Annotated in this window: 1 protein-coding gene; it reads right to left on the bottom strand. The window is 48.0% G+C overall.

Annotation, left to right across the window (positions count from 1 at the left end; all coding sequences use genetic code 11):
• Positions 1 to 30: 30 nt before the first annotated feature.
• Positions 31 to 16,155 (bottom strand): non-ribosomal peptide synthase/polyketide synthase, encoded by a 16,125-nt coding sequence (locus tag AC1RRX_RS09825; RefSeq protein ID WP_144464275.1) that lies wholly within the window; start codon positions 16,153 to 16,155, stop codon positions 31 to 33.
• Positions 16,156 to 16,196 lie beyond the last annotated feature (41 nt).

Here is a 16,196-nt window from a genome sequence, read left to right as displayed (position 1 = left end):
CATGCCGGGGACAGCCGGTACCGGCCGTTTTTAGAAATTCAATTCGATTTCGTTTGCAAAGTGTTCACTTTTATTTACTTTCTCACTTAATTGAATTTCTTTTAAAGGAATCGATGGGTCTTTTATGATCGCCGACAGAATCATGGCATAATCTTTGCTCAGCGTAGCAATGGTTTTCTGTTTAAACAGCTTCGTGCAGTACTCAAAGCTTCCTTGAATCTCGTGCGGATTCATCACGAAGGTCAGCTGCAAATCAAATTTGGCCGCCGTATTTGTTTGTTCATATGGTCTGACCGCGAGAGAGTCCAATTCGATATCCGTTTGTTCCGTATTTTGCAGAACAAACATCGTATCGAATAACGGATTACGGCTTAAGTCCCGTTTCACTCCCAGTTTCTCAACTAATTCTTCAAAAGGATATTCTTGATTTTCATAAGCTTTCAGCATCGTTTCTTTTGTTTCCGTTACATAGTCCATAAAGGTTTTTTCTCCAGCCGGGGCCGTACGGATGGCCAGCGTATTCACAAACATCCCGATAATATGCTGTAAATCTTCATGCATTCTTCCCGCAATAGGCGTACCGACGACGATATCTTCCTGACCGCTGTATTTGGCCAGCAGTATGTTATAGGCTGACAGCAAGATCATGTAAGCGGTCGATCCGGTCAATTCTTCCATCTGTTTTATCCCCTGGATCACAGTCTCATCGAGGGCGAAATTGTATCGCTTGCCTTCAAAGCTTCGAATTCGCGGTCTGGCAAAATCTTTCGGCAGCTCAAATGGCGGGAGTTCCTCATGAAATACGTTCAGCCAATAGTTCTCCTGCCTTTTGATGCGTTCCCTCTGCTCCGCCTGCTGCTGCCATACAGTGTAATCTTTGTATTGAATCCGAAGCGGGGTTAATTCTTTGCCGTCATACAATTGAATCAGTTCTTCAACAAAAATATTCATAGAAGCGCCGTCTGAAACGATATGATGCATGTCAAACATGAAAACATGTCTGTCCTGTTCTAATTCGATGAGTCCGGCCCGAAGCAATGGAGCCTGGCTGAGATCGAAAGGCCGCACGAAATTGCGGAACAGCTCCTCGACCTCTTCATCAGCTGCTTTGTACCTTTCTATAGAGAAATCCGCCTGCGGCTTGATCACCTGCACCAGCTCTCCGCGGACCATTTCAAATCCGGTTTGTAGCGATTCATGGCGCTGGATCAGACTTTGGAACGCAGATTGTAAACGATTCATGTCGATCCTGCCTTCCAATGTCAAAATCCCCGGCATGTTGTAACTTAGTTCTCCGCCTTCAATTTGTGTAGACAGGTAAACCATCTTTTGCACAGAAGATACAGGATAAACATCTTTGGCTTCTGCAACAGGGATTTCATCCGGACCGCTGGTTTCCGCGCCTGCAATGACCCTCGCCATTTCTTCAATCGTCGGGTATTGAAACACTTCTCTCAATGAAATGCTTTTGTCGAATTGCTTATGGATCCTGGTAACGAGCGTCATCCCCCGTAACGAATGCCCGCCTAGATCGAAAAAGTTATCTTTCACGCCGACTTGTTCTACCTTCAATACTTCTTTCCAGATGTGAACCAGCTGCTCTTCCGGTCTTGTCCTTGGAGCAACATAGTCAATTCCGGTCTGCAAGCCTGCTTCAGGCAGCGGTAACGCGGTGCGATTCACTTTTCCATTGGAGGTTAACGGCATTTGCTCCAGTTGCATCAAGTATGAAGGAACCATATAGCCTGGTATTTGATCGGAGAGTTTTTCTTTAAGCTGATTGATCGGCAGTGACTTCTCCCCTGTAAAATAGGCATACAAATCGCTTTGCCCCTCTGCATTTTCTCTGGCCAGGATCACCGCTTCTTGTACATGCTCGATGTTGAGAAGAGCGGCTTCCACCTCGCCAAGTTCGATCCGGTAACCGCGAATTTTGACCTGGTGATCCTTTCTTCCGGCATATTCAATGTTTCCATCCGGCAGGTAACGGGCAAGGTCGCCTGTTTTATACATCCGCTCTCCGATTACAAACGGATCGGCCACAAACTTTTCGCCCGTTAATTCAGGCAAGTTCAGATACCCTCGTCCTACTCCGTCTCCGGCGATGCACAGCTCACCCTTTACACCTATAGGCAGCATCCGATCATGGGAATCAACAATATACACACGGTTGTTGCCCAGCGGTTTGCCGATCGGCACGTAACCGCCGTCGTCAGCGGATGCCAATGTCTCCGGTACGATGTGAAAGACCGATGCATCCACGCAGGTTTCCGTCGGACCGTATACATTGGTTATGAGCGGCATTGATGACCCGTTCGAAGCAAACAATTCAAGCAATTGCGCCACCGTCGCCTGCGGGAGCGCCTCTCCTCCAATAAGCATGTGCCGGATCGTTACCCCATGAAGGCTGTCTGCAGCGATAAGCAATTGCAAATGTGACGGTGTTCCGTCTGTTACGTCAATGCGGTGGGTGCGATAATAGTTTGACAAGGCATAACCGTCTGATACTGATGCTTTAGGGACGATATACAGTGCATGTCCCCCTAACAGTGCCGCGAAAATTTGCTTGACCGATGCGTCGAAATAGTACGGTGCCAACAGAGACACACGCAATCCCGAATCATAAGCACCGTACACTTGTCCGCGGAGCCCCTCCATCAAATGAAGGACCTGGCGATGCTCGATCAGCGTGCCTTTTGGCTTGCCGGTTGTGCCTGATGTGTAAATCACATACGCCAAGTGATCCGGTCCGGCTGCCGTCACCAGATTCGAGCCATCCCCGCTGTTCATTCGTTCGTCATTCAGCAGTAAAATCTCTCCGGCAAAGGATACACGATCTTGTAAATGGGGCTGTGCCAGCAGAACCTTTGCTCCTGAATCCTCCAGAATATAGCGGAGGCGTTCCTGCGGACTGTCCGGATCCATCGGCACATACGCGCCCCCGGCTTTCAGGATCGCCATAATCCCCACGATCATTTCCAGAGAACGTTCTGCCAGAATACCCACAGGCTGGTCAGGATGCACGCCTTCGCTTCTTAAAATCCGCGCCAGGCGGTTGGCCCGCTCATTCAGCTCACGGTATGTGAATCGGCTTTTCTCGTAAACTGCGGCCGTATGTTCCGGCGTGCGCTCCGCCTGCTCCTCGAACAATTGGTGAATTGTTTTGTCCCTTGGGCAGTCTATCGCCGGTTGACCCCATCTTTCCACAATCTGTTCTTTCTCCTGCGCGGTGATCATCTCCAGCGATGAAAGCGGCGCCTGCGGATCATTCGCAATCGCCTCGATCAATTGGATAAAGTGCTTTGCCATGCGTTCCGCAGTTTCCTGCTTGTACAGCGCTGCCGCGTAACTGATCATACCTGTAATTCCGTCTTCATTTTCTGCCGCTTGGAACGTCAGGTCGAACTTCGCCATCGCATGGTTGTCCGGATAAGGGGTAAAACGCACATCATCGAGGCTCAATTCTCCCTGTTCTGTGTTTTGCCATATGAACATCGTGTCAAACAGCGGATGGCGGCTGAAATCCCGGGACACATTCAGCTTGTCCACCAGTTCGTCGAATGGATACTCCTGGTTTTCGTACGCTTTTAATGTATGCTCTTTGACTTCCTGCACGTATTCCCGGAATGTTTTTTCCCCGACCGGATTCGTTCGTATCGCGAGTGTGCCCACAAACATGCCGATTAAGCTTTCCAAATCCGAATGGGTTCTTCCGGCAATCGGGCTGCCTACTACGATGTCTTCTTGCCCGCTGTATTTGGCAAGCATGGTCGTATAAGCAGCCAGCAGGACCATGTACAGCGTGCTTTCGCTCTTCAGCGCCAAGCCTTTCAGCTGTTCCGTCAACTCCGGTCCGATGACAAACTCGATTTGTCCTCCTTCAAAGCTCCGCGCAGCCGGTCTTCCGTAGTCGGTTGGCATATCCAGCACCGGAACCTCTCCGCTGAACACATCCAGCCAGTACGCTTCCTGTTTCTTCATCCGTTCGCTTTGCATATCCGACAGCTGCCACGCCGCATAATCTTTATACTGAACCCGCAATGGCGGGAATTCTTTTCCTTCATATAATGAAACGAACTCTTCAATCAAATTCTTGATAGATACGCCATCGGAAATGATATGATGCATGTCAAACAGCAGCAAATGGCGGTCTTTTGCAAGCTCGATCAATCCTACCCGCAGCAGCGGTGCTTTCTCCAAGTCAAATGCACGCACAAAACCATGAACGAGGGCTTCCGCCTGTTCTTCTTTCGCTTGAGTGAATTCCACTGCAAATTGGACGTCGTCATAGATCCGCTGCACCGGTTCTCCATCTATCAGTTCAAAGCCGGTACGCAGCGTTTCATGGCGCTGAATCAGCTTGCGGATCGCCTTCTCGACAAGTTCCCGATCCAGAGCTCCATCGGCTCTCATGACACTCGGCATGTTGTAGCTCAGCTCTCCGCCTTTCAGCTGATTCAAAATGTACAGCCGTTTTTGCGCCGAGGAGACGGCATAGTATTCTTTTGCTTCAACGGTCGGGATAGATGTATATGCTGTGTGTTTCATTCCGGTAATTGTTTCTGCCATTTCTTCAATTGTTGGCGATCGGAACACTTCCCGCAGCGGCAGGCTGACCCCCATCTCTTTGTGCAGCTTCGCTGTCAGCGTCGTTGCCCGCAGCGAGTGACCGCCGATGTCGAAGAAATTGTCTTTCACGCCGATACGCGGAAGTCCAAGCACCTCTTGCCAGATATGCGCCAGCTGCGCTTCCGCCGCTGTACGGGGAGCAACGTATTCGATCCCTGTTTGCACGCCTCCTTCTGATGCTGGCAATGCTTTGCGGTCGATTTTTCCGTTTGCCGTTAACGGCAAACGCTCCAGTTGGATAAAGTACGACGGGATCATATACCCCGGCAGTTCCTGCGACAGCGCTATTCGCAGCTCGCTCACCATCAGCTCGGTGTTCGCTGAAAAGTATGCGCATAGCTGCTTTTCTCCGTCTCCGTCTTCAAGAGCGGTGACTACTGCTTCCTGTACCGACTCTATCTTTAAGAGCTGAGCTTCCACCTCGCCGAGTTCGATCCTGTATCCTCGAATTTTCACTTGATGATCGATCCGGCCCAAATATTCGATGTTACCGTCCGGCAGCCATCTCGCCAGATCGCCCGTCCGGTACATCCGTTTGCCGGGCTCGAACGGATGATCCGCGAACTTCTCCGCAGTCAGCTCAGGACGGTTCAGGTACCCCCTCGCCAGTCCGTCGCCCGCGATACAAAGCTCTCCCGGTACTCCGACTGGCTGTAGACGCATTGATCCCGGTGCCATCATATACAGCTGTATATTCGAGATAGGCTTGCCGATCGGTACCGATGCATACGCTTGGTTTGCTTCGCAGTTGAAGTACGACACATCGACCGTTGCTTCCGTCGGGCCGTACAGGTTGATCAGTTGGGCGCCGTTCACAGGCGTAATAAGGCGATGAAATCTTGCCGTATGTGCCGGCATTAATGCCTCACCGCTTGCAAACACTTGCCGCAACGTACGCAGCTTGCTTGTCTGTCCGCTCGCCGTCTGTGTTTCCGCAAACTTCAGGAAGGCGTGCAGCATCGCCGGGACGAAATGCATTGTCGTGATACTTTGCTCTTCTATTGTGTTCCAAATCACTTCAGGGTCTTTCTCTCCGCCGAGCGGAAGCAGGCACACCTTCGCACCGGTCAAAGCCCACCAGAACAGCTCCCATACCGAGACGTCGAAGGTGATCGCTGTCTTTTGTAAAATCGTATCGCCGCTGCCGATCGGATAAGCCTTTTGCATCCACATCAGCCGGTTTATAACCGGACGATGTTCAACCATAACCCCCTTGGGCTTGCCGGTCGATCCGGACGTGTAGATTACATATGCCCTATCGCCCGCACCGGACAGCGGATCCAAGTTAGAAACGTCATCATCGTAAACGGAAGTATCATCGAGATCGATGACCGTTCCTGCAAAAGCAACCCGTTCTTTCACGTGACGCTGTGACAGCAGCAGGGTCGCTCCTGAATCTTCAAGGATGTAGCGGATGCGTTCCTCCGGGTAATCCGGGTCGATTGGCACATAAGCGCCTCCCGCTTTCAGGATTGCATAAATCCCGACCATCATTTCTAGAGAACGCTCAGCCATGATCGCAACAAGCTGGTCGGCCTGTAGGCCTTCAGCTCGTAAAGTGCGTGCTAGTTGATTGGCCCGTTCATTTAACTCAAGGTATGTCATACGCTGCTCCTCGAATATAACCGCCTCATGGTCCGGCGTCCGGAGTGCTTGTTCCTCGAACAGCTGATGAATCGTTTGTTCACGTGGGTAATGCATTTCGTTAGACTGAAAACGGCTGTGCAGCTGTTCTTTTTCTTGCTGCGTCAGAAGTTCCATTTCTTCTACTTTGACAGACGGCAGCTGCAATACTTGCTGCATAAGCTGTTCAAAATGTCCGCGAATCCGCTCTGCCTCTGATTGTTCATATTCATTTCGGTTAAAACTAAAATGAACAGTGAGTTGTTCGCCAGGGATGACAACTACATTAAAATCGTAATGGGTGTGTTCTTCTATATGGAAATTCACGATATTTAAATCCGCAGCATCATGGCCCTCTTCAACTTGCTGCCCTATCGGATAATTTTCAAAGATCATGATATGATCAATTAAGTTTTGCTTTTGTTCCGTTTGGGCCTGAATTTCGTATAAAGGATAGGTATCGTACGATTGGGAAGCCAGCGCGTTTTGTTGAACCATTTGCATCGTATCAGCAAAAGTGCTGTCCTCATCGCAGCGGATGCGAACCGGAATCGTATTGATGAACAGACCGATCATCTGTTCCACATCAGGAATTTCCGCCGGCCTTCCCGACACGACACTGCCGAAGACAACGTCTGCGGACCCGCTGTATTTCTGTAACAAAATCCCCCATAACGTTTGGATCAACGTATTTAACGTAACCTGATGCTGATTTGCGATCTGCTGTAATTGTTTTGTCTGTTCGTGATCAAATCGGCAGATCACATTGGCATAAGCGTATTCTTTTTGTTCATGCTGCGCTATTTTATGAAGAAGCGTGGTTTCACCTTTATATCCTTCAAGATACCCGCTCCAGTACCGCTTTGCCGCTCCCTGATCTTGGCGGTCAAGCCACTCGATATAGTCGCTGTAAGGAGCTGCCGATGGCGGTTCTGGTTCCCTGCCTTCCTGTAAGGCGCTATAATGATCAAACACTTCCTTCGTGATAAGAGACAGGCACCAGCCATCCATCACAATATGATGGAAGCTCCAAATCAAATGATATTTGCGGTCTTCCATACGGAAAATCGCTATGCGCATCAGCGGATCCCGAGCCAAGTCAAATCCTTTTGCCTTGTCTTCTCTTTGATAGGCTGCGATTGCATCCTCTCTCAGGTGCTCCTCTATATCACGCAAATCTGCAAAATGAATTTGCGGTGTTTGCGTTTTATAGACAATTTGTAAAGGAGTATCGTTCCAGCCGCTGTAAAAACGGGTTCTGAGCACGGCGTATGTTTCAAATAATCGTTCAAGGCTTGCTTTAAACCAATCAATCTTTAACTCTCCCTGCAAATCGAACGATGCTTGTTCAAAATAAGAACTTGAGGCCTCGTCCAGCAGGCTGTGGAAGAGCATTCCTTTCTGCATCGGAGTGAGCGGATACACGTTTTCAACCTCACCTGCATGCGGCAGTTGAATGAGGAGCTGATCCAATTCGTCAATGGATATGCCTTTTAACAAAATATCGCTTGGCGTCAGTTCCGATTGTTCTTTATGAACGCAATGCGTAATGATTGTCCGCAGGCGGCTTTGAATCGTTTCCGATAACCGCATGATCGTTTCTTTTGCGTACTGTTTGCTGCTGTAGCTGATCGTAAGCTTCAGCCGGCCCTCGGTGATCATTCCGTTTATATTCAATACATACGGTCTTTCTTGATTTCCGCTTGAGTCTGAACCGCAAGAATAAGAAGATAACTGAACCCCATGCTGCTGTAAATCTTGGTCAAACTGTCCCAGGTAGTTAAAGCTGATCTCAGGATTGAGTTTCGATGGCATTCCGCCGCTTAAGTACCTTGCTATTCCATATCCGATCCCTTTATACGGAATTTGGCGCAATCCTTCTTTGGTCGTCTTGATATAATCAGAGATTTCTTTGCCCGGCTGCGCGTGCAGCACAACCGGATACAGACTTGTAAACCACCCGACCGTGCGGGAGATATCTATATCTTGTATAATCTGTTCTCGGCCGTGTCCCTCTAAATGAATCGGAATTTGTTCCAGTCCTGACCAATGCGATATGGAAAGACCCAGAGAAGTTAAAAGCAAATCGTTTATTTCCGTGTGATAAGCGCGATTCGCTTGTTTTAATAAGAGCTCCGTTTCCTCTTTCGTCCATTCCACAGTTGCTGTTTCGCTGTCTTTTGCAGTTGTATGGGTTTCATGAAAATCTTTAGGCAGCGGTTTGACTTCGGTTTGTTCGATTTTTGTCCAATATTCCTGTTCTTGTTTTATGGTTTCACTTTGCGCATATTCTGACAGTCTCTTAGCCCATAATTGGAAAGAGTCTGTTTTTTGCGGGAACTGGATCGTTTGTCCGCGTTCTGCCTGCTCATATCCGCTTGCAAAATCTTCGAGTAAAATACGCCAGGATACTCCGTCAATCAGCAAATGATGGATGGCAATGAGCAGATGATCTCCATTTGCGCATTGAAACAACCCGGCTTTCATTAACGGCCCATCACTTAAATGCATACTGCTTTGTATCTCATCAGCTTTGGCTTCAATTGTACGTCCCGGATCGGGATCTTCTTTCAGATTCATGACTTCTAAGCGGTACAGTCCGCTTTGGGCGATTTCTTCATTCTGTGCCTCACAGCCATTTTCCGTAGTCCGGAACGTCATGCGGAGCGCATCGTGATGTTCAGCAAGCTTTTGCAGGGTTTGACGAAGCTGCGTTTCCTGAAAACCTTCCGGCGCATGCAGCATGACGGCTTGATTGTAATAATGCTGATCTGTTGTTGTTTGTTCGAAAAACCAATGCTGAATAGGAGTCAGGCTGACTTTTCCTTTGACCTCACCTTGATCGGCTATACGCAGATTCTGCTTGATATGCGGACTCAATTCTGCAATTGTTGCATATTGAAACAAGTCTTTGATTTCCATTTTGTATCCTTGCTGATTTAATCTGGAGGATACTTGAATGGATTTAATGGAATCTCCGCCAAGATCGAAGAAATTATCAAGAATACTGACGTTTTCAGCGCCTAATACCGATTCCCAGGCAGAAACTAATATTTCTTCAGCTTTTGTTCGGGGAGCTTTATACTCTGCTCTGTCCTGCAGTTCGAAATCCGGAGCCGGCAGCCCTTTTTTGTTTATTTTTCCGTTAGAAGTTAAAGGCATTTCATCAAGCTCGATAAAATAAGCCGGAACCATATAACTTGCAAGGGTTTGAGACAATTGTTTCCGGAGCCGGGCTGCCGTTGTTTGCCCGCCGCTCACGTAATATGCACACAATTGTTTAAACCCGTGGACGTCCTCTCTGGCTGTAACGACAGCTTCCTTAATCACTTCTTCTTGAAGCAGTGCCGCCTCGATCTCGCCTAATTCGATACGATAGCCTCTGATTTTCACTTGTTCATCTATTCTGCCCGCATATTCAATGTTTCCGTCCGCCAGCCACTTCGCCAAATCTCCGGTCTTATACATCTTCGCTCCGGGTTCAAACGGGTCATCGACAAATTTCTCTGCCGTTAATTCGGGACGGTTCAAATATCCTCTTGCCACACCGGCGCCGCTGATATAGATCTCTCCCGGGACACCGATCGGCGCGGGTTTCATATTCTCATCAAGAACGTAAATGCTCGTATTTGCCGCAGCGGTTCCGATCGGTACTGATTCCCGCCTGTCCTTTGCGGCATCGTAACGGTAAATCATGCAGCCGACAACGGTTTCCGTCGGTCCGTACTCATTGCATATTTCAATCCGGCCTTCGAACTGTTCATGAATGCTGCGGGCTAACCGGGTGCTTAAGTTTTCCCCGCCCACAATCATTCTTCGGACAGCCGTTTGATCGGCAATGTTCATTTCTTTCAAGACCTGCAAATGGGCCGGGGTCAATTTAATGATATCCACCCTCGGGTCCCGCACAATTGATTCAAGCAGAGCTGTTTTATCCTCTCCGTCATAGACGATGATTGCATTGCCTGTGACAAGCGGCGTGAAAATAGAAGTCACCGTCAGATCAAAAGAAATTGACGAATACAATGGGAAGTTGGCTTTCTCGCCTTTTACATAAACTTCTTTCGCCCACCAAATATAATTGGTCAAGCCTCCGTGCTCGATTAGTACGCCTTTTGGCCGGCCTGTGGAACCTGACGTATAAATGACATATGCCAAATGGCTCACATCACTTATCGGAGCAAGGTCAGAGCCATCTTGGTGATAAGAACTTTCATCATCAAGTAAAACCGTGACGCCTTCATAGGCAAGCTGTTTCCTGACGTCCCGCTGCATTAAAACGATTCCGGCTTGGGAGTCATCCAGCATATACCGGATGCGGTCTTGCGGATATTCCGGATCTATAGGTACATAGGCTCCGCCTGATTTTAAAACGGCAAGGATTCCGACCACCGATTCGATGCTGTTTCTTGTGATGATGGCTACAGGCTGATCCGTCTGCACTCCTTTCGCTCTTAACGTTCGCGCCAGGCGGTTGGCCCGCTTATTGAGCTCTCCGTACGTGAGCTGCCTGTCCTTATCAATGACGGCTGCTTGATCGGGCGTACGCTGCGATTGCTCTTCAAATAATTGATGAACCGGCGTCTGCGGGAACGGCGCAGCCGTGTCGTTCAGCGTCTGCAGAAGGGCTCTTCTTTCGCCTTCCGTTAACAATTCCGCTTGATCCACCCGGATATCCGCATCTGTCACGACTTGATGCAGGATTTGCATGAAATGTTCCCGAACCCGCTCTATGCTTGCCCGCTCATACACATTTGCATTGTATTCAAAAGAGATGTTCATCTCGTCGCCCGGTATAACGGTCAAATTAAAATCGTAGTTGGTCTGTTCTTCCATTTGTACGTTGGAAATCGTGATGGATGTTCCGTTTTGGCGGCCTATACTTTCCATATACTGATCAACCGGATAATTTTCGAATATCATTAAATGTGTAATTAAATCTTGCTTTTGCGTTGTACGCGCTTGAATATCGTACAGTGGGTGCGTCTCAAATTTTTGGGACGCTACAGCCCTTTCCTGCGCCTCTTTCATAAGCTCAGCAAACGTTGTCCCGGCTTCACATCGGAACCGGACGGGAATGGTGTTAATGAATAAGCCGATCATGGTTTCCACGTTTGGAATTCCAGCGGGTCTTCCGGATACAACACTTCCAAACACAACGTCCCGGCTACGGTTATATTTCTGCAGCAAAACCGCCCATGCCGTCTGCAGCAGCGTGTTCAGCGTGACATGATGCTTGCCTGCCGTCCGCTTCATTTTCGAAGTGAGATCGGAGCTTATGTCACACGTCACTTTTTCAGGAACGTATCGTCCGTCCTCCGCTGCATGGTGATCCTTAGGAAGGCCGGTTTGCTCCTCATATCCCTCCAAGTACTGATCCCAATAAGCCGCGGCCTCTTTCGCATCTTGCCGGCCGAGCCATTCAATATATTGACTGTACGGAGTAATTGACGATTGTTCAGGCTGCTTTTGCTGAAGCAAAGCAAAGTAATTCTCGAAAATTTCTTTTGTAATCAGCGGCAGACACCAGCCGTCCATCAAAATATGGTGGAAACTCCAGATAAAACGGTATGTCTTTTCATCCGTACGAAGGATGAATAACCGCATTAACGCGCCTTTTTCTAAGTCGAACCCCCGCATCTTATCTTCTCTGGCATATTTCTGAATCATCGCTTCTTTTTGTGATTCCTTCATCTCTCGTAAGTCATTGAATTGAAAACCGATTTTTTTCGTTTTGAATATGATTTGGAGCGGCTGATCTTTCCAGCCTCTGTAAAAATTCGTGCGGAAAATATCATATTTTTGCGATAAGCCGTCCAAGCTTTTTGAAAATGAATCAATTTCCAGATCTCCATGCAGATCAAACATCGTTTGCTGAAAATAAGCACCTGAATTCGGATCAAATAAGCTGTGAAACAGCATGCCCTTCTGCATCGGCGTTAATGGATAAATATTTTCCGCTTCGCCTAATTCACGCGTCTGCTCCAAAAGCTGTTCCAGTTCGTCGATTGAGATGTCTTTTAACAGGATGTCACTTGGTGTGAGAGAAGTCTGCTGCCGGCTTACGCAATGTGCAATGACTTCTTGCAGACTTTCTTTCAACCCCCGGGCAAATTGAGCCATAGTAGATCTTTCGTATTGTTTGCTGCTGTAGCTCAGTGTCAGTGATAATGTCCCTTCGGCAATCATGCCGTTCAAATCAAGCACGGCCGTTCTCTCTTGGTTTTCGTTCATTGATAACCCTGTGGAAAAAGGCGAGATGCGTAAAGCCTGATGCTTCAGGTCTTGGTCAAATTGTCCCAAATAATTAAACGATATCTCCGGATTCAGCTGCAGGCTGTCGGCTTCCGGATGCCCGGATATATATTTGATGATGCTGTAATTCATTCCTTTGTCAGGGATGCGGCGCAGCCCTTCTTTTACGATCTTGATCCGCTGCGACAGGTTTTTTCCGGCTTCCATCCTCAGGACGACAGGGTACTGGCTTGTGAACCATCCTATCGTGCGGGAAATGTCAGCATCCGGAATAATCGGTTCTCTCCCGTGGCCTTCCAAATTCACGACAATGTCTTCCGTGCCTGTCCACTTGTGAACAGCCAGCCCTAACGAAGTCAGCAGCAGATCGTTGATATCCGTGTTGTAGGCGCGGTTCGCTTGTTTTAATAATTGCTCCGTTTCCTCTTTTGTCCATTGAATCGTCACTTCTTCGCTGTCTCTTAATAACGACCCTTCGCTGATAGTGTCCTTAGGCAATGGCTGAGGCTTTATACTTGAAAGCTCAGTCCAATACGCAATCTCCTCTTCCATATCGGTTTCCGCCGCATATTTGGACAATTGATCGGCCCAGAATGGAAACGAGTCTGTTTTTTGCGGGAGCTGGATCGTTTGTCCGCGTTCTGCCTGCTCATAACCGCTTGCAAAATCTTCGAGCAAAATACGCCAGGATACTCCGTCAATCAGCAAATGATGAATTGCAATCAGCAAATGATCTCCGTCCGGACATTGGAACAAACCGAGCTTCATCAATGGCCCTTTGTCTAATACCATGTTGCTTTGAATCTCATTCGCTTTATCGGCAATCGCTTGAGCCGGATCGGTTTCCCCTTTATAATTCATCACTTCCAGATGGAATAGTTCACTTTCATCTGTTCCTGTAATTCGCGGAGCGTATCCGTCCGGCGTTTTTTCAAAAATCATCCTCAAGGCATCGTGATGCGACGCGATCCGTTCCATCGTCCGGCGAAGCGGGCCCTCTTTAAAGCCTTCCGCCGAATATAACATGACGGCCTGATTGTAATGGTGTGCATGCGGCATTTTTTGCTCAAAAAACCAATGCTGTATCGGGGTCAGCTTGGTTCCGCCATTCACTTCTCCTTGATCAGCCACCCTGCTGACCGGTGCTACAAACTGACTGAGTTCAGCAATCGAGGGGTGTTTAAACAAATGCTTCATATCAACCTTGTATCCGGCTTGATACAATCTGGATGACACCTGAATTGATTTAATCGAATCTCCGCCAAAATCAAAGAAATTATCCAAAATTCCTATACGTTCTGCCCCTAATACTTCTTGCCAGATAGACGCCAGCAGTTCTTCTATTGTGTTCCGCGGGGCTATGTATTCGTTTTCCGCCCGCGTATTTTCGTCAGCAGCAGGCAAAGCTTTCAGATCAATCTTCCCATTGGAAGTGAGCGGAATGCGTTCCAATGGGATAAAGCGGGAGGGAATCATATAATTCGGCAGTTCCCGGGATAATTCTTCTCTGAACTGCGCAGCGGTCAAAGAAGGCTCGCCGACATAATAGGCATACAATTGTTTGGCCCCGTCTGCGTCTTCCCGCGCGACGACTGCGGCTTCACGAACGTTTTCCAGATTGAACATGGCTGCCTCTACCTCGCCGACCTCAATCCGGTAGCCGCGAATTTTCACTTGATGATCAATCCGCCCTAAATATTCGATTCTTCCATCCGGCAGCCATCTGGCGAGATCCCCTGTCTTATACATCTTTTGACCAGGGACATGCAGATGCTCCACAAATTTTTCCTCCGTCAATTCAGGCCGATTGAGGTAGCCGCGGGCCACTCCTGCTCCTCCGACATACAGCTCTCCCGGTACGCCGATCGGCTGGATTTGATGGTGCGCTCCTAAAATATAAGCTTGATGGTTGGCCACCGGGCTGCCGATTGTGATCTGTTCATCAGCGGACTGAACAGGGTGAAATGTAGATACCACGCTGTTTTCTGTCGGTCCGTATTCATTATTGATCCGAATGCGAGGCTGCAGAGAATGCAGCTTCTCAACTGTATCTGTTTCCAGCTGCTCACCGCCTACAACAACATGCTGAACATGGATGAAATCCTCTCTCTTCATCTGTTCGATCATCGTTTTCAGAAGACGGGGAGAAGTTGAAAAATGGGTAATTCTTTCTTGTTTTATGGCATTTTGAATGGCAAAAGTTTCTTTATTCTCTTCATTAGGCAAAAGGTGCAAAGTTGCTCCTGAGATGAGCGGGCCGAAGAAATTTAAAATGAACGCATCAAAAACATACGGGTACAAGACAAGCACGCGATCCGCCGGAGAATGCTTGAAAAACGACTTCTTCCACTGAAGCGAGTTCACAATGCCGCCGTGTTCAACCATGACCCCTTTCGGCTTTCCTGTTGTACCCGACGTATAAATGACATAGGCTAAATGGCTGTGTTCCGCTACTGGTGATAACAATGAGCAATCGGCATGGTATGATGTTTCATCATTCAAATCAATCACCGGGCCGTCAAAGGCGAGACTGTTTTTTAAATGTTGCTGAACAAGGAGAACGTCTGCGTCCGCATCATGAAGCAAATATTGAAGCCGCTCTTTTGGATATTCAGGATCCAGGGGCACATAAGCGCCCCCTGCCTTCCAAACAGCTATAATGGATACGATCATCTCTAATGAACGATCAGCGAGAATGGCGACTAACGTATCGGGTTGAACCCCGCAATTACGCAATGTTCTTGCCAAACGGCTCGCCTTCTCATTCAGTTCCCTGTACGTCAAATGGTCGTTTTTAAACTTGACGGCCGCATGCTCAGGCGTTCTTTCTGCCTGCTCTTCAAATAATTGATAGACTGTTCTGCTCCCGGAGAAATCTCTGACGGTGTCGTTAAAATCAAACAATAGCTTCTGTTTTTCCGCTTCCGGTAAGATCTCTGCCGTATGGATCGCGGCTTGAGGCTGAAACAGGATCACAGACAGCAGCTGATCCAAATGGGATACAATTTGATTGATATAGCGCTCATCGTACAGATTGCCGTTATAAAAAAGCTTCAAATGAATCCCGTTGTTCTCCAAATCAAAGTGAAACAGCGTATCGGTTGCAGTATCTTCTTTACATTGCAAGGAATGAATTTCGTTGAGCGAAACGACGGTATGAATCAAAGGCATATGCTCGTCATTGTATTGCACGCTCAGATGCCGGGCCATTTTTCTAAACGGCAGGTTTTGATTTTTCAGAGAATCATTAACGGCTTCTTTCAGCTGCCCGAATACGGTTTTAAATGTGCTCTCGTTTGAAAGCGTATTTTTTAAGAGGACAATGTTGTTAACGGCTGACTGGCCGGCTTTTTGCTTCGATACCGTTGGAATGCCAAGAATCAGGCTCGTTCGATCCGTATATTTATATAACAAGCACTCAATACCCGCCAATAAAATCAGATAGGCCGCCATATCGGAATGATTCGCCATTGTCATGATTCTTTGAGATACTTCCGGAGATAAGGAACGGCAGATGCATTTTTCCTGGTAGCCGGTACGGGCCAACGACGCTTTATCCGCTGCTTTAAAGTAAGGGAATGCGCTTAGACCGTCTTCTTCATCAAACAGGTTTTCCCAGTACGTTTCTTGAGTTTTAAATACCGACATTGGAGCACCTCATTTTATATATTTTAAAGAAATAATGCTTT

Source organism: Bacillus sp. GW821-FHT11D08 (assembly GCF_058808515.1).
Note: the sequence above shows the minus strand (reverse complement) of the source record. Positions and strands in the feature narration are given on the sequence as shown.

Coding starts and splice junctions, on each gene's coding strand:
- AC1RRX_RS09825 (WP_144464275.1), bottom strand. CDS start 16,155: ATGTCGGTATTTAAAACTCAAGAAACGTACTGGGAAAACCTGTTTGAT.